The organism is Mycobacterium vicinigordonae (assembly GCF_013466425.1).
Taxonomy (GTDB): Bacteria; Actinomycetota; Actinomycetes; order Mycobacteriales; family Mycobacteriaceae; genus Mycobacterium; species Mycobacterium vicinigordonae.
In genome coordinates this window covers 4,722,755-4,744,148 of record NZ_CP059165.1, presented here as the reverse complement: position 1 = coordinate 4,744,148, position 21,394 = coordinate 4,722,755, and the positions used below count along the sequence as shown (strand labels likewise).

Annotated in this window: 14 protein-coding genes and 1 pseudogene; 5 read left to right on the top strand and 10 right to left on the bottom strand. The window is 60.8% G+C overall.

The window, feature by feature from the left end:
• Nucleotides 1-67 precede the first annotated feature (67 nt).
• The 6 genes and pseudogenes from H0P51_RS21135 to H0P51_RS21105 all read right to left on the bottom strand — a co-directional run bounded on the left by H0P51_RS21135 (nt 68) and on the right by H0P51_RS21105 (nt 9,483).
• Complete coding sequence (locus H0P51_RS21135) at nt 68-1,438, bottom strand: aromatic ring-hydroxylating oxygenase subunit alpha (RefSeq protein ID WP_180914822.1); 1,371 nt, start codon at nt 1,436-1,438, stop codon at nt 68-70.
• Nucleotides 1,439-2,539: 1,101 nt separating this feature from the next.
• A pseudogene (locus H0P51_RS21125) lies at nt 2,540-2,804 on the bottom strand (ATP-binding protein); the annotation flags it as partial.
• Nucleotides 2,805-3,237: 433 nt separating this feature from the next.
• Nucleotides 3,238-3,429 carry a hypothetical protein gene (locus H0P51_RS28660; RefSeq protein ID WP_246398127.1) on the bottom strand — a complete coding sequence of 64 codons (192 nt, stop codon included), beginning with the start codon at nt 3,427-3,429 and terminating at the stop codon, nt 3,238-3,240.
• A 505-nt stretch (nt 3,430-3,934) separates the two neighbouring features.
• The gene (locus tag H0P51_RS21115) at nt 3,935-7,393 is read right to left on the bottom strand and encodes an indolepyruvate ferredoxin oxidoreductase family protein (protein ID WP_180914823.1); all 3,459 of its coding nucleotides are present in this window, start codon (nt 7,391-7,393) and stop codon (nt 3,935-3,937) included.
• 6 nt (nt 7,394-7,399) lie between these two features.
• On the bottom strand, nt 7,400-8,005 hold the full coding sequence (locus H0P51_RS21110) for an aromatic-ring-hydroxylating dioxygenase subunit beta (protein WP_213016708.1): 606 nt from the start codon (nt 8,003-8,005) through the stop codon (nt 7,400-7,402).
• 107 nt (nt 8,006-8,112) lie between these two features.
• Nucleotides 8,113-9,483 carry an aromatic ring-hydroxylating oxygenase subunit alpha gene (locus tag H0P51_RS21105; protein ID WP_180914822.1) on the bottom strand — a complete coding sequence of 457 codons (1,371 nt, stop codon included), beginning with the start codon at nt 9,481-9,483 and terminating at the stop codon, nt 8,113-8,115.
• 2,012 nt (nt 9,484-11,495) lie between these two features.
• Here H0P51_RS21105 and H0P51_RS21100 point away from each other — a divergent pair.
• The 3 genes from H0P51_RS21100 (at nt 11,496) to H0P51_RS21090 (ending at nt 14,435) form a co-directional block, all read left to right on the top strand.
• Nucleotides 11,496-11,849, top strand: a complete 354-nt coding sequence (locus tag H0P51_RS21100; RefSeq protein ID WP_180914821.1) for a bifunctional 3-phenylpropionate/cinnamic acid dioxygenase ferredoxin subunit — start codon at nt 11,496-11,498, stop codon at nt 11,847-11,849.
• A 1-nt stretch (nt 11,850) separates the two neighbouring features.
• A complete protein-coding gene (locus H0P51_RS21095; protein ID WP_180914820.1) occupies nt 11,851-13,086 on the top strand; it encodes a cytochrome P450 in 1,236 nt (411 codons plus the stop codon).
• 311 nt (nt 13,087-13,397) lie between these two features.
• On the top strand, nt 13,398-14,435 hold the full coding sequence (locus tag H0P51_RS21090) for an amidohydrolase family protein (protein WP_180914819.1): 1,038 nt from the start codon (nt 13,398-13,400) through the stop codon (nt 14,433-14,435).
• 259 nt (nt 14,436-14,694) lie between these two features.
• Here H0P51_RS21090 and H0P51_RS21085 read toward each other — a convergent pair whose 3' ends face one another.
• From H0P51_RS21085 to H0P51_RS21075, 3 genes are all read right to left on the bottom strand, one after another.
• The gene (locus tag H0P51_RS21085; RefSeq protein WP_180914818.1) at nt 14,695-15,471 is read right to left on the bottom strand and encodes an alpha/beta fold hydrolase; all 777 of its coding nucleotides are present in this window, start codon (nt 15,469-15,471) and stop codon (nt 14,695-14,697) included.
• Nucleotides 15,472-15,637: 166 nt separating this feature from the next.
• Nucleotides 15,638-16,765 (bottom strand): acyl-CoA dehydrogenase family protein, encoded by a 1,128-nt coding sequence (locus tag H0P51_RS21080; protein ID WP_180914817.1) that lies wholly within the window; start codon nt 16,763-16,765, stop codon nt 15,638-15,640.
• On the bottom strand, nt 16,762-17,940 hold the full coding sequence (locus H0P51_RS21075) for an acyl-CoA dehydrogenase family protein (RefSeq protein WP_180914816.1): 1,179 nt from the start codon (nt 17,938-17,940) through the stop codon (nt 16,762-16,764). The genes H0P51_RS21080 and H0P51_RS21075 overlap by 4 nt, the downstream gene beginning before the upstream one ends.
• Nucleotides 17,941-18,052: 112 nt before the next feature.
• Here H0P51_RS21075 and H0P51_RS21070 point away from each other — a divergent pair, with 112 nt between their 5' ends.
• Both H0P51_RS21070 and H0P51_RS21065 read left to right on the top strand, forming a co-directional pair.
• On the top strand, nt 18,053-18,466 hold the full coding sequence (locus tag H0P51_RS21070; protein WP_180914815.1) for a Zn-ribbon domain-containing OB-fold protein: 414 nt from the start codon (nt 18,053-18,055) through the stop codon (nt 18,464-18,466).
• A 7-nt stretch (nt 18,467-18,473) separates the two neighbouring features.
• Nucleotides 18,474-19,613 (top strand): thiolase family protein, encoded by a 1,140-nt coding sequence (locus H0P51_RS21065; protein WP_180914814.1) that lies wholly within the window; start codon nt 18,474-18,476, stop codon nt 19,611-19,613.
• 78 nt (nt 19,614-19,691) lie between these two features.
• Here H0P51_RS21065 and H0P51_RS21060 read toward each other — a convergent pair whose 3' ends face one another.
• Nucleotides 19,692-21,197, bottom strand: a complete 1,506-nt coding sequence (locus tag H0P51_RS21060; protein WP_213016707.1) for an AMP-binding protein — start codon at nt 21,195-21,197, stop codon at nt 19,692-19,694.
• Between the last annotated feature and the right edge of the window lie 197 nt (nt 21,198-21,394).

Genomic DNA, 21,394 nt, shown 5'->3' with positions numbered 1-21,394 from the left:
GCGCTAGCCACTGCACGTGTGTTCCATTGAAATTTCCCGAAGTCTGCCTTGGGGAACAGAGTGAATGTCAGTTCTCCATCAGTTCTCGGTAGCGCTTCCAAAACAGCCATTGAATATCGTCGCGTCCCATTCCGGGCCAGGTGAGGCAGCCATTTTCCTTAATGGGCTCACCGCAGGTGGAGAAGTAAAGAAGGCGCTGTTTTTGGCCCTGTGCTCCGCGGATCGCTCGGTATACGCCAGCCCAGGATTCGGCATCGTCTTGCTCGAAGATGCCGCTGTCGCTGAAGGTTTGGATCGTTGACCGCGCTGTGGCTCGACGGATCTCTTCGGAAGCGTCTTTCTCGACAAGAGTCCACGACATGATTTCCATGTGGTCAAGACCCCGGGGAACCCAGGTACGGAAGGTGATGACTCCGCCTTTGATTTCAGAAGCCGCGTTGGGTAGCAACATGTTGATCCATGCAAGCGTCGGGAAAACCTGCCCCACCACTGGTGGAGTCTTGATGAACGCGTTCACCTGCTCGGTGCTGAGGACCTCCGTTACTTGCGCGACCAGCTCGGCATCCATCCCCGGTGGGGGCGCCTGATCAAACATGCCTTCCGTCGCCGCCGCACCCAATCCCGCCATGACACCTTCCATGTCTAGGCATCTCAAGGTGTGTGCGCCCTCGGTGCCGACATTAACCCCGAGGAGAATCGCGGCCGGATCCTTTGGAAACACGCCCAGCTCGGCAAGCGAATTGTGCAACATCACAGTGTGGTAGGCATCGCCTGAAAATTGTTCTGCCGCGAGTTTCCAGTTGGCATCGAAAGTCCACCGTTGCGGAGGTCCGAGCACCTCAAGACCGCTTCGTGACCGGTTGAACGCCATATCAAGGTAAAAAGTGATGCCGCCAAGCTCCTCCTTAAGCGGTGGGGCTTCCTCAGACCAAGTCCCAAATACCATGCCGGCGTAGGTAGCTACGCGCGCCCGCCGGAGTCCATACTTTTCCTTGTCCAGCGCGCCGTCATACATTTCCTGTTCGGCGCTCACGCTCACCAGACGCCCAGTCGCGTCGTAGCTCCACGCGTGATACGGGCAGCGGAAAAACTTTGTGTTGCCCATTTCGGCTCGGCACACATTCATGCCGCGGTGAGAGCACGTATTTAACAGGATGTTGATGCCTCCAGAGCGGTCGCGCGAGACGATAACCGGGTCTTCGCCGATGGCTCTGGTGACGTAATCACCCGGGTTGGGGATCTCACTTTCGTGGGCCACAGCGATCCAACACCGGCCAAAGATGCGTTCCATCTCCAGGCGGTAGATTTCTTCATCCGAGTGGAGTCTGGCGCAAACAGTGCGTTCTTCGAGGTCGATCAGGTCGGCAACCCGCACACCGTCCGATAGCCGAGGACCGCGAGCGGTTGCCTTCTCGAACTGAGTCTCGGGGTCGAACACAGAACTTGTCGCCATCTTTCTCGCTTCCCATCACCTCAGCCGATGCACGGCCCTGATCCAGCCTTAAGCACACCCTGCTAGGCGAGCACGGTCACGCGTAATCGCTACCCCAATTGCCCGCCAGCGACTACCGAAGCTGACCAAAAGACCTCGGAGCAACGTCCACTTCACCCCCAGCCCCTCACCGCCACAGCTCATCTCAGCGTGGAACACCCGCCGCGCGCGTTTCGTCAAGTCGGTTGGCTCCGGGATTCGGCGTGAATTTCGGCCCCCTCCGCGTGATATATCTGAGCGGACTTGTCGTGGCTGGTGCTGCGTAGGCTGGCGGGCGTGGGGTGGTCGCCAGGCTGGGAGACGGATCTGATGCTGCGACGGCTGTCTGGTGCGGTTGTTGTTGAGGGGCATGGGTTTGTGGCGGTTCGCACGCCCGGCAATCCGGAGTGTCGCCGGGGGAATTTCTTGCTTCTTCGAAATCTGCCAGATGGTGGCTCGCTTGCAGAATGCGTGGCGGTATTCCAGCGGGAGATCGGCTCGGGGCATGTCGTCTTGGGTGCTGATCAGGCAGACGCATCGCAGTCGTCGGTCGACGCTCTTCGATCTGCCGGCTTCACACATGAGCGCAGTGTGTCCTAGCTTTAGATTGGAATCGACTGTCTGAGTCGTGTTCGGCGGTTACGGGTTTCTTTATTCGACGACTCGATGGTGATGCTGTTGGGCGGCGGCGTTTGAACTCCGGCGGGAGGTGTATCCCAACGCCGATGAATGCCTCAGCCGGCGCCGGCACGGCGAATTGCGAACGCTCTGTGACCAGGGCCATGGCGCGTGGTTCGGGGCGTTCCGCGATGATCACATGTGTGCCGGTCTCGGCGTTTTCAGTGATGGCCTTGGTGCGGGGCGCTTTCAGCACGTCGAGACCCACCCGGATTGTCGGCGCCGCGGTCTGGTCCGTGCACTGTTGACCGAAGCTGCGCACCACGCAGCGACGCCCATGGGGGTCGAAACGCTGGTGATCGTTGCAGATCCCGACTACTTCGCTGCGGACCTGTATCGGTCGGTGGGATTCGTTGATGCTGGGACACAACGAATTTGGCAGCGACCACCCTAGGTTGTCCTGCCCTTGCTGCGCGGGCTCCTCTTCGAGGTGCGTAAACCATACGAGTCGGTGCCCGTTGCGAGGATGTGGGCGTTGAGGTGATGCGGTCGACGATCGCGGCGACCAGCCGCGGGTCGGGGAATACGGCTCCCCATTCGCTGAACGGCAGATTGCTGGCCAGCGCGATACTTGCTGTTCCTCTCGCTCGGTGATGATCTGAAACAGCAGCTCCGCTCTGCGGGGGTCAATCTGGACATACCCGACCTCATCAAGGCCCTTGAGCACTTTGATGACCGCGGGTTTGAGATTGTCATACCGTATCCGGCCTGGAATTCCGCCGAAGTGGTTGAACGCCAACACATGTCCCTGCAGGAATGCGCCTTGGCCCTGGGTGGTGAACGCGACGTGGAAGGCCCGGCCCGAGCAGGACAAGCGCATCACGAACATCCAGCACTTCACCAGCACGCCGCCGATGTGGGGCCAGAACTCCCCGAAATCCACTTCCGCCTGAGCACCGGGCAGATGAGTCTGCGGAACCGCGACCTCGATCCTGGTCAGCCCTAACTCGATTGGTCGTTTAGCGACGTACCGTGACACAGTGACCTCGGAGTATGTCGCACCGTGTTCGGTGGCCAGGCGCTGCCAGATCCGCCGTGCGGTGTGACGCTGCTTGCGGGGAGCCTGCTGGTCGGCGATCAACCACCCATCAACGATCGCGGCGTGCTGGGCGAGGTCGTGGCCGATACGGTTTGCGCGGCGGCGGCAGCGCTGAGGCCAGCGCTTGGCGCACCGTGCGCCGGTGCGCCCGATGCCGCTCGGCCAACTCCCGGATCGACAGCCCTTCCAGCCGGTGATCCCGGCGGATCTGCTCGAACACTTCCACCCGTGACCTCGCCACTTCCCGACCTCCACGTCAGCAACATCGACATGAAGATCGCAACCAGGGTGGGGCAACATTGGTGAAGACCCGCCGCACCCACCAGCAGATGAGGGACACGACTGCGGTGGGGTCGACATTCGTGACGACGAGCGACCAAACCGGGGCCAAATCAGGTGACCGCACTCAGCCGCGCGCACCGCCGATAGAGCCTGTTGGCGACGGTTGAAGACCAGGCCAGAACCGACCCGTCGTGAACAGGGCCAGCGGTCCGCGCGATTCAGAGCAGGTAGCCGTCAGTGATTCAGCACCGTCGCCGAGCTAATTGGTGCGGGCACGGCCAAGACGTATTTGCGTGCCTGAGTCTGAGTCCACCCGTCCACGGCGGCGCCCCCGGCGCAGATCACAACCGAGGAGTCTGCGGGCGGCGGGCGAACGGATGTCCAGCGCGATGGATCTAACTTTGCGGTCGACTGGTCCGCAGCGAGCGAGTGTTTCGATTGCTCTTGGGCTTATTGCGTGATGGTCATGCGGAGTTCAGTTCGTTCACTCGTTCGTGATAGCGGACGATGCTGTTTAACTTGATGTCCTCGTAGCCGCGGATCAGGTCGGGCGCTTCGGCCAATGCCACCGCCTTCTCGTACGACTCGGCTGACAGTGACGCGATGCTGGTGTGGAGCTGGGCGCGATATTCATCGATCAGCGCTCGCTCGACTCGGCGCACCTGCGCGTAGCCGAACGGGTCGACCACGGTGCCTCGGATGAATCGCGCCCGCACGAGCAGACGCAGCATCGGGCGCGTCCAAGGCTTGAGAGCGATCTTTCTCTTCAAGCCCAGGGCGCGCAGAATCGGCGGATGCAGCCTGTAGGTGAGCTGTCGTCCACCGGGCACCTGAGACTCCGCGTGGGCGATGAAGTCCGGGTCGGTGAGCAGCCGCGCGACTTCGTACTCGTCCTTGTAGGCCATCAGCTTATAGAGATAGCGCGCGGTTGCCTCGCTTAGGCTTGTGCTGTCGCCGAGCCGACGCTCGGCCTTCCAGACAGCGCTCGTGTCACCGATGTAGGTGAGCGCGAGCCGCGTGCCCTGGTAGTCGACCAGATTCTGCGCCCGAATCTGGACCAGCCGTAGGGTCTCCCCGCTGAATCCGCCCGCGGCGACTGCGGAGTCCACCACGGCGTTTGGCCGCCGCTGGGCGGTTCGCTTCTGGGGGGGCGCACTGGCCCCGTCAATGGCAATCGCCCGGCCCCACCGAAAGGCCGCCATGTTGGCGGCAACAGCGACACCGCTCGATCTGATGGCCTCCTCTATGTGATGCGCTGGGATCGGAAGTGCACCGCTTTGGAATGCCATGCCAACGAGAAGGAGGTTGGCCGCAGTCGTCGATCCCATAACATCGTTGGCCACCGCCAACGCGTCGACGGTCAGCAGTCTTGTCGACCGCTCGCGCAGTCGATCGAGAAAAAGCCGGTCATCTGGGTAGGCGACGCCGGCATCGAACACCATGTCGCCGGTCGGGGTCTTGCTTGTCGACGCCACGATCGTTGTGCGCGTGGTATCTGCGTACTTCGCGAACTTTGATTCGGCGGCTACTAGCAGATCGAAGGCAAGAAAGAGGTCGGCGGAGCCTTCGCCTACCCGGTTGGTCAGAGCCGCGCCGTCGATTCGCATACGGAGGTGGGACACCACTGGGCCCGCCTTCTGGCTGAGGCCGGTTTGGTCTAGGCCTGCAACGTGGTAGCCGGCACGAAGAGCAGCGTCGGCGAGGAGCCGGTTGACGGTTACGATTCCCGTTCCCCCGATACCCGCCAGGAAGATGTCGGTGTCGGTCAATCGTGGTCTGATGTCAGTGACGTCGGGTGGGTTGGGCCGAGTGGGTGCGCGTCGCGCTTTCGTGTCGCCTCGATAGCGGCCGACGTCGAGGGTCACAAAGCTTGGGCAATCGCCCTCCAAGCAGGAATAGTCGGTGTTGCAAGACGTCTGCTCGATACGGGTCTTTCTGCCGTACTCCGTCTCCACCGGCTGCACCGACAAGCAGTTGCTCTTGATCCCGCAGTCACCACAGCCCTCACAGACGGCTTCATTGATCACGACACGAGTCGTGCGAGTAGGCAGCTTTCCGCGTTTGCGCAGTCTGCGGGCGTTCGCCGCGCACTGCTGGTCGTAGATTAAGACGGTGACGCCCTTGACCTCACGTAGCCTCCGCTGCGCTTCGTCGAGCCGTTCGCGGGGCCACAGCGTGGCGCCTTTCGCAAACTTGGTGCCACGATAGCGGTCCGGCTCGTCAGCGCAGACGATGATTTGCTTGACGCCCTCGGCCATTAATTTTCTCGTCAAGGCAGGAACCGGCAGACCGGCCTGCGGATCCTGAGCCCCGGTCATGGCCACAGCCGCGTTGTAAAGGAGTTTGTAGGTCACGTTTACACCGGCGGCGATAGCAGCTTGCAGAGCCAACTGGCCCGAGTGGAAGAACGTTCCGTCACCGACATTCTGGAAGACATGCTCGACGTCCGTAAACGCCGATTGCCCGATCCATTGGGCACCTTCGCCGCCCATCTGAGTCCAGCCAGTAATCGCTGCGTCGGACCGCGCCGACACTGATGCCAAAGTGTGGCATCCGATTCCACCAGCTGCCAAGGACCCCTCAGGCACCACCGTTGATCGGTTGTGGGGACAGCCGGAGCAGAAGTACGGAATACGGTGTGTGGGCAGGACACTGAGTTCGATTCGATGCAGTGGCTCTGGTCGGATCTCGAGATATGACCGTAGGACTCGACGAAGCGGGCCGTGCAGTCTTGCGGCAACAAGCTCACCGTCGGCGGGGATGAGCGCTCGGCCCCGATCATCGCGTTTACCGACGACGGTTGGCCGTCGCTCGACCTGATAGAGCGCGTCCTTGACCTGTGACTCGAGCAGGTTGCCTTTCTCCTCGACGACAAAGACAAGGTCCAAACCTTTAGCGAAATCGACGACTTGGCGGGTACTCAGAGGAAAGGGCGCCGCCACCTGCATCAGCCGGATCCCCGGCGTTGGAGAACGATCGTCGTGGAGCCCGAGATCCTTCAGCGCTTGCCGCGTGGAGTCGTAGGGAGCGCCAGCAGCGAGAACGCCAACCCGTGCGGTGACGGTGCCATCTTGGATGGGTTCGCGCAGGTTGGCATCCAGGAACGCTTGCACCATCTTCCACCGTGGTCCCACGAGGTCCGTTTCAGCGAGAGCACTCTCACCGGGCGTGGTGACCCTGCGCTGGCGGTACCGCCAAGGTCGACCATCCCATTCGACTTCCGGGATCGAGATGTGGAGATCGGCGAAATCTCGCTCAAGAGTCCACAGCCCGTCGGCGACGTCCGCCACGATCTTCACAGCGACCCAGCAGCCGCTGGCCCGCGAGAGCTCGACGGCAAGCATCGTGTGTTCGACGATCTCCTCAGCATTCCGTGGATAGAAGAACGGGATGTTGAGAGCTGCAAGTGCGGCGTCGCTGACGAAGGGAAGTGTCGAGGATTTGCAGGCGGGGTCATCACCGACGTAGGCAACGACCCCGCCACGGGGATCGGTGCCGTAGAGGTTGGCGTGACGGATCGAATCCGACGCCCGATCGAGTCCGGGGCCCTTGCCATACCAGACACCGACGACCCCGTCGACGGTCCTGGAGCCAGTCGGAAGGGTTTGCTGGCTACCCCAGACCGCGGTCGACGCGATCTCTTCGTTGACCCCAGGAATGAGCCTGATGGCATGCTGCTCCTCAAGCCCTTCCATCCCCGCTAGTAGCGTGTCGAGGCCGCCCAGTGGTGAGCCCTGGTAGCCGGAGACGAACGTCGCCGTGTTCCGCCCATGGCGACGATCGCGGGCCCGCTGTTCGATCAGAGCCCGAGCGATTGCCTGGACCCCGGTAAGCAGGGCAGGGGTGATAGAAGCGGCACCGCGCCCGGCGTGCTGACGGTCCAGGAGATCGGGTCGGCCGGCGGAGGCATCGACGGTGCTCATGTGTCCTTAGAGGAAGATGGCTAGGTTGACGGTTCCGAGGTTGGATTGGTCAACCAGGATCTCGCGGTTCAGTAGTTTGTACTTTCCGTGGTGGTTGGGCGCCTGACGTAGCAGGTCGCGCCGTTCGGCGGAAAGGAATTGGTAGGTGGGGTTGTCCCATCGACTGCGTGCGACCAGCAGGTAACTGACTACGTGCAGTTCGTGGTCGTCGTGTGTTGGCGCGGTAACGGTGATGTTGCTGATGAATCGACGGGTTCTTGAGGGCGGGTCTTCGCCCCAGGCGTAGCCAGTGTCAAGGCGGGCGACTCGGCCTTGCATCGATGCGTAGGTATCGTCGAAATGCATTGCGTCGGTGAATCCTTCGCCGTCGGCGCGCCACGCTGTGACCCGTACCGGCATGCGGTACTCGAGATCTTGGTCCAGCATTTCCATCCACTCGTGGAAGCGTCCATGATCGAGGAGGAACGCTTCGCGGGTCAGAAATTGCTGAGCCGCGGCGAACCTTGGGTCCGAGTAGGCGAGTGCAGGCAAGGAATCGGGTTCGGGTCGTGGGTGCTGAGTGGTGCGCGCCATCGGTTCGTTGGGCGACTGCCCGGTTGCCACGCTTTGCATTACGAGTATTCCTCTCTAGCCCGCGGTCTCACCGACGATGGCGCTAGCCACTGCACGTGTGTTCCATTGAAATTTCCCGAAGTCTGCCTTGGGGAACAGAGTGAATGTCAGTTCTCCATCAGTTCTCGGTAGCGCTTCCAAAACAGCCATTGAATATCGTCGCGTCCCATTCCGGGCCAGGTGAGGCAGCCATTTTCCTTAATGGGCTCACCGCAGGTGGAGAAGTAAAGAAGGCGCTGTTTTTGGCCCTGTGCTCCGCGGATCGCTCGGTATACGCCAGCCCAGGATTCGGCATCGTCTTGCTCGAAGATGCCGCTGTCGCTGAAGGTTTGGATCGTTGACCGCGCTGTGGCTCGACGGATCTCTTCGGAAGCGTCTTTCTCGACAAGAGTCCACGACATGATTTCCATGTGGTCAAGACCCCGGGGAACCCAGGTACGGAAGGTGATGACTCCGCCTTTGATTTCAGAAGCCGCGTTGGGTAGCAACATGTTGATCCATGCAAGCGTCGGGAAAACCTGCCCCACCACTGGTGGAGTCTTGATGAACGCGTTCACCTGCTCGGTGCTGAGGACCTCCGTTACTTGCGCGACCAGCTCGGCATCCATCCCCGGTGGGGGCGCCTGATCAAACATGCCTTCCGTCGCCGCCGCACCCAATCCCGCCATGACACCTTCCATGTCTAGGCATCTCAAGGTGTGTGCGCCCTCGGTGCCGACATTAACCCCGAGGAGAATCGCGGCCGGATCCTTTGGAAACACGCCCAGCTCGGCAAGCGAATTGTGCAACATCACAGTGTGGTAGGCATCGCCTGAAAATTGTTCTGCCGCGAGTTTCCAGTTGGCATCGAAAGTCCACCGTTGCGGAGGTCCGAGCACCTCAAGACCGCTTCGTGACCGGTTGAACGCCATATCAAGGTAAAAAGTGATGCCGCCAAGCTCCTCCTTAAGCGGTGGGGCTTCCTCAGACCAAGTCCCAAATACCATGCCGGCGTAGGTAGCTACGCGCGCCCGCCGGAGTCCATACTTTTCCTTGTCCAGCGCGCCGTCATACATTTCCTGTTCGGCGCTCACGCTCACCAGACGCCCAGTCGCGTCGTAGCTCCACGCGTGATACGGGCAGCGGAAAAACTTTGTGTTGCCCATTTCGGCTCGGCACACATTCATGCCGCGGTGAGAGCACGTATTTAACAGGATGTTGATGCCTCCAGAGCGGTCGCGCGAGACGATAACCGGGTCTTCGCCGATGGCTCTGGTGACGTAATCACCCGGGTTGGGGATCTCACTTTCGTGGGCCACAGCGATCCAACACCGGCCAAAGATGCGTTCCATCTCCAGGCGGTAGATTTCTTCATCCGAGTGGAGTCTGGCGCAAACAGTGCGTTCTTCGAGGTCGATCAGGTCGGCAACCCGCACACCGTCCGATAGCCGAGGACCGCGAGCGGTTGCCTTCTCGAACTGAGTCTCGGGGTCGAACACAGAACTTGTCGCCATCTTTCTCGCTTCCCATCACCTCAGCCGATGCACGGCCCTGATCCAGCCTTAAGCACACCCTGCTAGGCGAGCACGGTCACGCGTAATCGCTACCCCAATTGCCCGCCAGCGACTACCGAAGCTGACCAAAAGACCTCGGAGCAACGTCCACTTCACCCCCAGCCCCTCACCGCCACAGCTCATCTCAGCGTTGAACACCGCTCCTGGAAACGATGCAGCCGAAAACCATGCAAGGCGACTAGCCGAGTAGGTACCCGCACCAAAGCCACCTGAGCCCGCCGCGCGCACCGCCGATCGAGTGCGTGCGCAGTACCTTTCGCAGTGGGCGACGATTACCCGGGTCACGGGCGTTTTGAATAGGCGGCGCAGAGACGTTGCGGACCTGTTCTTACGTTGGGAGGCGATGCCGACTAGCGCCCGGCTGTGAGGGCACAGGTAGCCAAGAGAACAGGGCGCTGCCGACGGAGATCGCCGAGCCTATCGGGCCAACGAGATGTGAAATGCGGCAGCGATTTTCGTCGGAATACAAGCTTTTCATCACCGCCGCAGGGGAAGGCAAGAAGAGTAGTCGCTTAGTCCAGGCGTTGGGCTCAGGCGCGTTGTGGATCTGGCCGCGTGGCCAGGCCCATGATGTCACCCGCTGGTCGGTGGAGTGGATCGGGCGCGAACTGGGTTGCAAGGGTGCGATACGGGGGCCACGCACAAGACCACCCTGGCCGAGCAAAGCGATCTCGAATGTCCGGATTGGGGGCAGACCGCAATTTACGCGTGTGTATCAAACTGGTTGTGGGTAGCTGACTTTACCCACATGTGGACGTCGATGGGCTTCGCCAACGTGGCATTCGTCCTCGACGCCGACAGCCACTGGGTCCGTCGACTGCCGCGGTTAGATTAATGACTACCGACCTCGTGGAGCACGACTTTTTCACTCGCCCCCCGGGAAGGTAAACACCAACTTGCGCGGGCTGATAGCGCACATCGACCCCGGCACTCAATGCACCTCGGTGGTGGCCTTCACTAAGCGGATCATTGACGAAGGCGGACCCTTTGCTCGGCACGGTCAGTGACGCCCTGGAACAACGCGCTGGCCGAGACACCATTGGGCCGTTCAAGAACGAAGTCATCCGCCGCAAAGGGCCCTGGCGTGACGTCGGCCAGGTCGAGGTGCCGACCGCCAATGCGTGGTGTGGTTCAAGACCCAACGTACTCACGAGCACTTAGACGACTTCACTCCACGGGCTGTCGAGAAGCCCAGTACGGCATAGACGCAACCATCAAAGACACGGAGCTTCAACGAAAACAGTCTGCGGACTCACCGGGTTGTGTCAGACCGCGCCGAGAAACCACCTCGCAACCACGGGCGCAGACTTCAACCAGGACCGACACATGCCCCGGAAACAGCAATTCGAGCCCGCTCAGGCCAACACGTCGGAAGCGAGAAAGATCGAAGTAGGTAGCGGTGGCGATGCAAATCGCGTAGTCGCTACGCCTTGGCTGAGGCATTCGTAACTGGTCAACTTGCCTCACACTTACGATCTCGCAGTATGGAAAAGGACCGTTGCCTCAGCAAAGATGGCCAAAAGCGAAGGAACGCTATGCGACCCCGCTTCAATCCCCGCACAAAGCGGCGTGGTCGCGATGGTAGGGCCCTGGGATATAAGAACTAGCGATGGAGGATGGCAGCGGACCCGCCGTCGTACGAGCGGGAAATTCGGATCTCGCGTCGGCCATGCTCATCCGGTTCATCTGAGGGTGGACCTGCCCAAATTCCTCGATTGCGATCCAGTGAAAGACGAAGACATGGGCCCGGGTCGTTCCCCATCAACCCGGAAGCGGCAGCACGGCTGGTACTCAACTAAGACGACGGACGCAAGGGCTTCCGGCACCAGATTCGTTTGCCACAGCCGAGCCGTGTTTGTCGGAAAGGATCAAATAATCTCGTGGAAAAACACGGCCAGGCTAAACAGGGCCAATTTCTTTAAAATGGAGACACGGTAATGAGTTCAGAAAACAAAGAATGGCTTAATGTTTGCCCGCTCGACGATCTGCCGGAGGGTGAGGCTATCCGGGTCGACAGTGATCCACCTATCGCTGTCTTCAATGTCGACGGAACGATTCTGGCGATCGATGACACGTGCACGCATCAGGAGGCGTCTCTGTCGGAAGGCTGGGTTGAGGGATACGACGTCGAATGCCCCTTGCATGCTTCTTGTTTCAACCTCCGCACCGGACAGCCCGATCAGCCGCCAGCGACTGAGCCCGTCCGAGTTCACCGAGTCACTGTGAACAATGGCCTAATTCAGGTCGAAGTCGCCCGTTCTGTCAATTCAATAAAGTCGTTTGGAGCTTAAGATGAAACAAGATGTTGTGGTGCTGACCGCCGATGAAATCGTCGACCGGCTAATGTCACCGGAGATCGTGCAGGACCCGTATCCGCTTTATGCAAGGTTGCGGACGATCGCTCCTAATTTTCGGAGCGCTCGCGGAGTCCGCTTTGTCAGCACTTATGAACTGGTCGAGGAGCTGCTGATTTCGAAGGACTTCAGGTCTGACATTGGTATGCCCCCTGTCGAGGTAAACCTTGAAAGCAGTGAGTTCTTTCGTATCGCCGGCCTGTCAATGCCCTTGTTGAATCCACCGGTCCATACCCGCATTCGTAGCCTGGTGGCGCCAGCATTCTCACACAAAATGGTGAGGAAACGGCAAGCGGACATTCAAAGACGCCTTGACGCGCTGCTTGACGGTATCGAGCGCAAGCTGGGAAGCAACGGTCGTGCGGAACTCGTCGAAGATCTCACGGGCCCACTTCCACTGGGGGTCTTTTGCGAGCTGATCGGAGTTCCGCAGGAGCCACGGCTTCGTCAATGGGCACGAGTCTCGGCGACGCTGCCCGGCGCGCCAGTCATAACAGAAGACTTGATGCGCCAGGCCGAACAGGTGGCCCTGGAGTTTGGCACTTTCATCCGATCCCTCATCGATGAGCGTCGGCGCGAGCCGGGTGAGGACACCGTGAGCGCCCTAATCCAGGCCGAGGCGGAAGGCGAGCAGCTGACTGAAAATGAAATGATCAGTTCTCTGTGGACGATCATGACGGCGGGCTTCGAAACAACCACTGCCGGACTGACCAGCGTGCTTTACCTCCTGCTCTTAAACCCCGACTGGCGAGTTCAACTGGCAAGCGACCCATCTCTGATTTCGTCGGCCGTTGACGAAATGTTGCGGTTCGACGCCGCCGTACAGTGTCCGTTCAACCGGGTGGCTATCCGCTCCACCACGCTGGGCGGGGAGGCCGTGCAGGAAGGCGAACGCGCAGTAGCGCTCATCGGAGCAGCAAACCGGGACCCTGAGGCGTTCCCGGACCCCGACACTGTGATTCTTGACAGACCAGCCTCTAAGGGGACAGCGAGCTTCGGTGCCGGAATTCATTCTTGCATCGGTAGAGCGTTATCGCGCCACGACATCATCCTGACGGTGGATTCATTCTTGCGCCGGTTCCCTAATCTACGGTTGGCTGAACAAGAAATCATTTGGAACCGGTTGCTTCCCGTACGCCAAATAAGCGAACTATATGTCGAGCCCGCAGTATAACCCGATAACAACAGCGGTTCGGCTCAGGGTAAGTAGGGCGCAATCTTCTTGCGCACGGACATTGGCCACGCGGCACGAGACCTTTACGCGGGTGCGAACTGGCAACCGCACGAATCCTGCGAGCATCAAGGATTCATTGGAGATACAACCCAAATTCTGGCTGGCCACCAAAGTGGTCTAGCCGCGGAAAATTACACAAATTTCTACTCTTCAGGAGGGGCCGGGGCCAAGTCATTGAACAGCTATTCGAAGATTAAGCGTGGAAGTTGCAGGCGATATGAGAGGCGGTGATCAGCGTGACGGTCGTGGACGTGCATAGCCATATTATGCTGCCGGAAACGTTCGGCAAGGCTGGCAAATACGGACCCGAGGTATTTGTGAGAGACGGCCAAATGGTCTTGCGGGTCGGTGAGCAAGAGTCGCAGATCAAGCTGGATCCCCAGCGTGCCAAGCAAGCCGAGTCGGACCCGCGAGCCGCGTTGAGCACATTCGCGGGCGGACCTGCCGTGCGTATTGCAGAGATGGACGCTAACGACATCGACATCATGGGCGTTTCGGTCAGCCCCCTGTTCTACCTTTACTGGGCAGAGCTCGATATCGCGGCCGAGTTCATCAAATTGCAAAACGACGCGCTGGCGGCATATTGCCGCCACAACCCTGATCGTCTCTTCTTCATGCCGACATTGCCCTTGCAAGACATCCCCGCCGCCGTCGAGGAGTTCGAGCGCGCTGTTGCCCTCGGTGGTCGCGCCATCAACCTCGCAGGCGGCGCGATCGCTGGACGAGAACTCGACGACGAGGTGTTCTGGCCGCTGTATGAGAAGGCAGTCGAGTACGACGTGCCGTTGTTCGTTCACCCCTACCCAGAACACTTGGCGCGTGCGAGTGCAGATCGGTACAACCTCAGCTGGGTAGTTGGTTATCTCGCACAGGAGACGACCGCCTTCGTGCGACTTCTGTACGGTGGCGTTCTGGACGCGTTTCCTGCGCTAAAGATCTGCATCACCCACGGCGGCGGGTTTGTTCCCTACCAGCTGGGCCGGATCGATCGGTTGGCGCCTTACATGCCCGGGGTCCAAATGCAGAAGAAGACCGAAGACTACCTCGGCAACTTCTACTTCGAGACCCTGGTACACGATCCCCGTGCCCGCAAGTTCATGCTGGAGATCATCGGCGCGGACAACCTGTTCTACGGAAGCAACTACGGTTCACCCCACGACCTGGCCACAACCGCATTCATTGATGAGTTGGGTCTGGACACAGCAACGCGAGACAAGATCGTGGGTGGCAACGCGGAGCGGTTGTTCAAGCTGGGTGCGGCTGCGTCCAGCAAAGCTAATAGTGGCTGAGGAATTTGGGCAGTGCAGAGAATATGTGAGCTTGCGGCAACGTGCAGACTCCAATGTTCGACTTGGGTCTCATCGCTTCGGTAATCACGGATCGAGTACTGCGGCAGATATACCGGAGATGATTTCCCAAGCGCTACAACAGTTTCTGCGAAAACAACGTCGGCTTGTCTGCACCCCGGCCGGGACGTCGTTGAGCTGGGGCCACATCGAATCGTTCGACAACCGCCCCGGGAGGAAGTGCCTGGTCCGAAACCACCGTCTAGACGACAGCGCCGGTTACAGCCAGGATCGTCCTTGCTACGAGGTCGGGGTCGTCGATCATGGGATTGTGTCCGACGCTGGGAAGGACCATCCAGGAGGCGCCGGGCAATAGGTCGCGCGCCATCCTGCCGTAGGGCTCGGCGGGGACCATGCGATCAACCTCGGACCACGCCAGAGTGATTGGGCACGGCAGGGTTTCGGGTGGTGGTGCAACTTCGGTCGATGCCGCCAAATCGCTCATAATCGTGCAACCGATGGGATCGGTGAAGTAGTACTCCAGCGCATGGGATGGGCTCAGGCGTTCACCGTGACAGACGAAGTTGCGCAGGACAGCCCGACGCCCTGCCGCCGACTTGAGCAACAGAGGCGCAACCGGATTCAGGATGCGGAGAACCTTTATTCCCCACTGAATTTGGTTGTTGACTCGTCGTGCAGCCGAGCTGGTGTTGTCCGCCCAGAGGCCGCCCGGCGATAGGGCGCACACGGTGGTCGCTCGCCCACGTCGGGCTAATTCGATTGCGACTGTTGCGCCGCCGGAGTTTCCCGCGAGGTGAGCTCGATCGAGGCCGTGGTTGTCGAGGTATTCTTCGGCAGCATCGACGATGTCGGTAAACGTCGCGGGGCGCCGCTGCACCGCTGGTCCGCCGCGATGACCAAGCAACGTCGGCGTATGAACTTCGTGGTAATCAGATAGCAGCGGAACCAAGTTCTGCCAGATGCGCCCGGAGCTTGTCGCAGGATGCCACAGAACCAGGACTGGTTTCTCGGTGGTCACGGCCAAGTGTTGCACAACAATGGCGGCAAGATCAGCTCTTCCACGGCTCGACACCACCTGTAGAAACGACGGTCACCCAGGGCGCAGTCTCAACCCGGCTCGAAGACACCCCGACTCTAGAACTCAGTGAACTCGGTGGCGGGAACCCGTAAATCGACCCGACGGGTCACGCCCACGGCTCCAGTTCCCCGCGCAACAGCGCCCAGCCCAGCTTGCGGGCAAGTTCGCGTTCGTCGCCATCGATGCCCTGGAGCGCCAGCGCGTGTTGGAAGCCACGGTGTACATCGTGCTCGATGGTGAACGCGACGCCACCGTGCACCTGTAGTGCGCCTTCACCGACCTGCCGGCCTACCCAGGCGGCCAGAGCTTTCGACTGCCAAGAAAGGCTTTCGAGTAGGGAATGATCAACGGCACGTTGCAACGCGTCCGCGCTGGCGATCTCGAGCATTAAAGTGGCGGCCGCCATGTCGGCGAGGAGGTGTTTAATCGCCTGAAACGAACCGATCGGTTTGCCGAATTGGTGGCGTTCTAAGGCGAATTCGACCGATGTATCCAGCAGCCGCCGTGCCACTCCGGCCGTCTCGGCGGCGGTGAAGAGCCGAACCGCTGCCCGCAGTTCAGCCAGCTTGACAGCTGTCTGAGTGCCCGGAACAAGTACAACGTGGTCTACCGCGACATTGTCGAGGCCGACGGTCGCGTAGCGAATGATGGGGTCGAAACTGGGTTGAGAGGTAACGGTGACGCCGTCAGCTGACGCGGATATCAGCGCCACAGTCGGCTCTTGCCGTTCACCCACGGCAGCCACCAACAGCTCGTCGGCATGTGTTCCAAACCGAACGAACTCGACTGCACCGGTGAGTCGGCCGTCGAGCAGCTGGGGGAGCGCGGAGCCATCAGCGCTACCGGCGGCGCCATCGACGAGGACCGTGATGGCAGCGCCGTTGATTGCGGTGTTCAATCGTTCGCGGGCCGGCTCCGACGCGTCGGGTATAAGCATTGGCAGCACCACAGCATGGTCTGTAATCGGGCCTGGTAGTAGGTGGCGGCCCACGGCTTGGGCGATGCCGGCCAACCCCGACAGCCCGAGACCTAGGCCGTCATGATCCTCAGTGAGGGCGACCTGAAACCAACCGGCTTCCACTGCGGCCTTCCATGCATCGCAACTGAATCCGTACTCGTCTATCTCCGTGCGTATGCTCGTCCGGGTCAAAATTTCGGCAAGCATTTCGTCGGCGGCAGCGGCGAGTTCCGCAGGCGTGTCTTCGTCGGCCCAGTGAGGTTCGGACACAGTCATCGAGCTTCCCTCGGTAGTCCCAACAAGCGTTCACCAACGATGGACCGTTGGATTTGCGCAGTGCCGCCGTAGACCGAGGCGGCGCGTCCATATAAGTAGCTCTTAATAACCTGGGCGGCGTCGAGGCCCAATGGACGCGACGACGGGGCCATTCGGTGCGGGCCAAGTAAATCGAGGGCGACACCGAAGAGATGCTGCTCAGTATCAGCGAGGTGCAATTTGTCCACTGAATCTAGAGGTGACGGAATATTTCCGGCCAGAAGGCGTTTCACGGTCTGCCGCGACAGAGATTCAAAACCGCGGAGGTGGGCGTACACCGCACCAATCTGCTCGGCGACATCATCGCTGTGCTGGTGGCCGTGGGAGCGTAGCGCGCCCAGAATCTGGTTGAATGAAAGCTGATTCTCAAGTCTTCGCCGGACTGCGTATTCGGCGCGTTCGTGACCTAGCGTGTTCATCACCAAGGGCCAGCCGCCGTGCAGTTCTCCGAGCACATTGCTGCGGGGAACACTCACCTCGTCGAAGAACACCTCACAAAATTCCGCGTCGCCAGTAAGTTGCACAATCGGACGCACGGTGATTCCGGGTGAGCGCATGTCAACCAGCAGGTAGCTGATCCCCTTGTGCTTGGGCGCTTCTGGGTCCGTACGGGCAAGGACCGCGCAGAAGTCCGCGTAGGTGGCCCAACTGGTCCATACTTTCTGCCCGGTGACGATGATCTGGTCGTCGCCGATAACCCCGCGGGTGCGAAGCGAGGCCAGATCAGAACCTGCGCCAGGCTCGGAAAAGCCTTGACACCACAGCTCTTCAGCGGCGAGGAGCGGCTGGACGAACCGCTCGCGTTGCCCTTGGGTGCCGTAACGAAGAAGGGTGGGACCCACTACTTCCAGGCCGATCGATCCTACTGGCTGCGGAGCGCCAGCTCGGGCGAGCTCTTCGGTGAAAGCCAACTGGTGGGCAATCGTCAAGTCGTGCCCCCCGTATTCGGAGGGCCACTGCAAACCTACCCAGCCAGCCTCGTAGAGAGCGCGATGCCACTCGCGGAGGACGCGGTGCCGCTCGTCATACTCCGCGGGTAACAGTGGAATCTCGGCTTGCTGCAGCCAGTTTCGGGCATGCGACCGAAACTCACTGATCTCCTGTGCCGTCGGAAGCCCCACGTCATCTTTCACCATCGAACAACGGTAGACACACACCCGGCAGTCGATATGTCCCGGTTCTGCGACAACATTGGCGTCCCCGCATTGGGACACCGCTGATTGGTTCACCGACACTAGGCTCAATTGTGTGGCGGTGGAATCTAACTGGAATGTCGAAGTCCCCCTGGTCGGTGCAGGGATATTCAGCGTCGATCCACCCGCATTGTTGGGCGCGACCTGCCGGACTTGCGCTCAGATGTGCTTTCCCGCCGCGCCCCGGTGCCCCTACTGTCGCGGGGCACACATGGAAGTGGTGCAGCTACCCTCCGTAGGAACCATCTACAGCTATACGATTTCCCACATCCGCGGGCCCGGCTATCTCGGCCCAGTGCCCTACGGCCTGGGAGTCATCGAGTTCGACACCGGCATTCGAGTGGCTACCCTTCTCAGCGCCGACCCGCTCGAACGGCTTCGCATCGGGGCGCGGGCGCGCATTGCGCTGGCAGATGTCGGCGCCCCCGAGCAGCCGCTGCTGTCCTATACCCACACGCTAGTTGAGTGAGGCCACCGTGACCGACGAGACTGTGATAGCTGGGGTGGGTATGCACCCGTTCGGTCGCTTCCCGGACAAGAGCCCGATCGACTTGGGAGTCGAGGCGATCACCGAAGCGCTAGCTGACGCCGAGGTGAGTTGGGAAGACATCGATGCGTTGTACTGCGGCCACATGTATGCGAAGACTGGTGCGGGCCAACGCATCGTTGATCTCGTCGGGCGGACCGGGCTGCCGGTAATTAATGTCGAGACTGCGTGCTCGTCGGGAGGCGCGGTGACTCAGCTTGCCCAGCATTCCTTGCGTGCCGGCGTGCACCGCACGATGTTGGTCGTCGGGATCGAAAAGATGCCGCGCGGAGCGATGGACATGGATTATTTTGCGCTGTGGCGCCAGCGCAGCGGGCACGCTCTCAACCCCGCGCAGTTCGCACTTCACGCGCAACGCCACGCCCACGAGTACGGCACTACGGAGCGACAGCTGGCTCTGGTCGCGGTGAAAAATCATCGGCACTCCGTCGGGAACGACCGGGCGATGTACCAGCACCCGATCGGCATAGAGGAAGTCCTCGCCAGCCGCCCCGTAGTGGACCCCCTACGGCTATTGATGCTGTGCACGCCGAATGAGGGCGCGGCCGCGGCGGTCCTCGTTGCCCGGCCAGCGCGCCGCGGAGATATCGTGTTGGCCGGTCAGGCAATTCGAACGGCAACGCAGGATCAGGCGATCGGCGAACACATGCCGACCTTCTCCACCGTGCAACGCCGGCATGAGACAGTAACCCGGCGTACTGCGGACGCAGCCTACGCCAGTGCCGGGGTCGGGCCGGACGATCTCGACGTAGTTGAGCTTCAAGACACTGACAGCAGCACCGAAATCATCTCCACCGAAGAGTTGGGATTATGTCTTCCTGGGCAGGGCGGCAAGCTGGTCGAGGAAGGTGCAACGGCCCTCGGGGGGCGAATACCGGTGAATGTCTCTGGCGGGTTGTTGTCGAAAGGGGAGCCGGTGGGGGCATCCGGTCTAGGACAGGTTTACGAGATTGTCAATCAGTTGCGCGGGCGCTGCGGTCCACGTCAGGTCGAGAGAGCTCGCATCGGGCTGACCCATGCTCTGGGCGCCGGCGGCAACTGCTCGGTGATGATCTTTCGTAAGGTCTGAATGACCAGTCGCGCTGGTTGGCCAGGGCGCGTGACCGGCACCGGCGTGCCCGTCGCGCGGTCCGACCTCGCGCGAACGTCACGAGATCGGCTGCTGATCCTCAGCCAATCGAGCGGCGACGTGTTCGCGGAGGCGTAACTTCTGGACCTTGCCGGTCGGGGTCTTTGGTAGTTCATCGACAAGCTCCAGCCGTTCTGGCCACTTCTGCTTGGCCGTGCCGAGCCGGTCGAGGTAGTTCGTGAGATCAGCGAGCCGCAATATCGCTCCCGCGCGCGGCACGACCACTGCGCAGGCCCGCTCGCCGAGAATCGGATCGGGCATAGCGACCACGGCGACGTCGAGGACATCGGGATAACCGACGAGGAGGTCCTCGATTTCCTTGCTGCTCAGATTCTCGCCACCACGCAAAATGATGTCCTTTGTGCGACCTGCGATCTGCACGTACCCATCGTTGTCGATGCGCGCGGTATCGCCGGTGTCGAACCAACCGTCCGCGGTGAAACTGATCGCTCCCGATCGGCCGTAGTAGCCAAGAAACGCCTCCGGCCCTCGGGCGAAGAGCTGGCCGACCTCGCCGTGTGCGCAGCGATTGCCGTCCTCATCGAGGATGGCAACTTCGGCAATTCCAACCCGTCGCCCGTCGGTGTTCGCCCGCTTGTCGATTGGGTCGGTACAAGCCCCCGCGGTGAGGGTGGGCACCTCGGTGGAGCCGTAGACACGCAACGCGTAGCAGTCCAGCCGCTCATTCGCTGCCCTGATCAGGTCAGGGGAAACGTCCGCCCCACCACATGCGAATACCCTCAGAGAGGACACGTCGTACTCGCTGAGCCGCTCGTGGTAGGTGAGCCCGTGCAAGAACGGGGTGGCGGCAACGACGAAGCTGCACCGCTCGGCCTGAACTAATTCCAGTGCTCGCGTCGGCTCCCAGACGTCCTGGTAGACCACAGTCGAGCCAAGCATGCTGGCCAGATGAAGGCCATAGAGCACGCCGGTAATATGAGCGATCGGGGAGGGCACGAATACAACGTCGCTACTATGTAGCTCGAAATGTTCGATGATGCTGACGTTGTCGTAGCTCAAGGTGTTGTGAGAATGTACGACACCCTTCGGTTCAGATTCGGTGCCAGATGTGTAGAGCAGCAGCACTGCGTCATCCGGGCGGCGAAATTGCTCGGGCTCAATGCCGTCATCTTTAATGAGCAATTCAGTAAACGTAGTGGCGTCGGGGCGCCGTCGGCCGCGCACGGTGACTACCCGCTCAAGGGCGGGCAGGTGGTTACGCACACGCTGAGCCAGACCGGCATGATCGTAGCCGCGGAACGTGCCAGGGACGACGAGAACCTTTGTTCGAGCGGCACCGAGCATGAATTGCAGCTCGCGGTCGCGAAGGATCGGGATCAGCGGATTGCTGATCGCGCCGATCCGGATGATCGCGAAATGCAGGACTAACGCCTCCCACCAATTTGGGAGTTGAAACGAAACCACTTCTCCGTGGCCGACTCTCAGACGCCGTAAGCCCGCCGCTGCTCGGTCGACACGTTCAATTAGCTCTCGATAGCTCAATCGAACATCGCCGTCAACCACCGCCGCCCGCTGGGGCGACCGCTCGGCGGCCTCAGCGAGCCAGTTGTCCAGCAGGCGGTCCGGCCATATCTCTTGGCGGCCATAGAGCCTGCGAGCGCGGCTGCTGATCCGTGGGAACTCTTCCGGAATCACGGGGTCTGACGCTAAGCGGACTTGACTGCAACGAAGTGTCCCAGTTGCGAGACGGCAAACCGGAT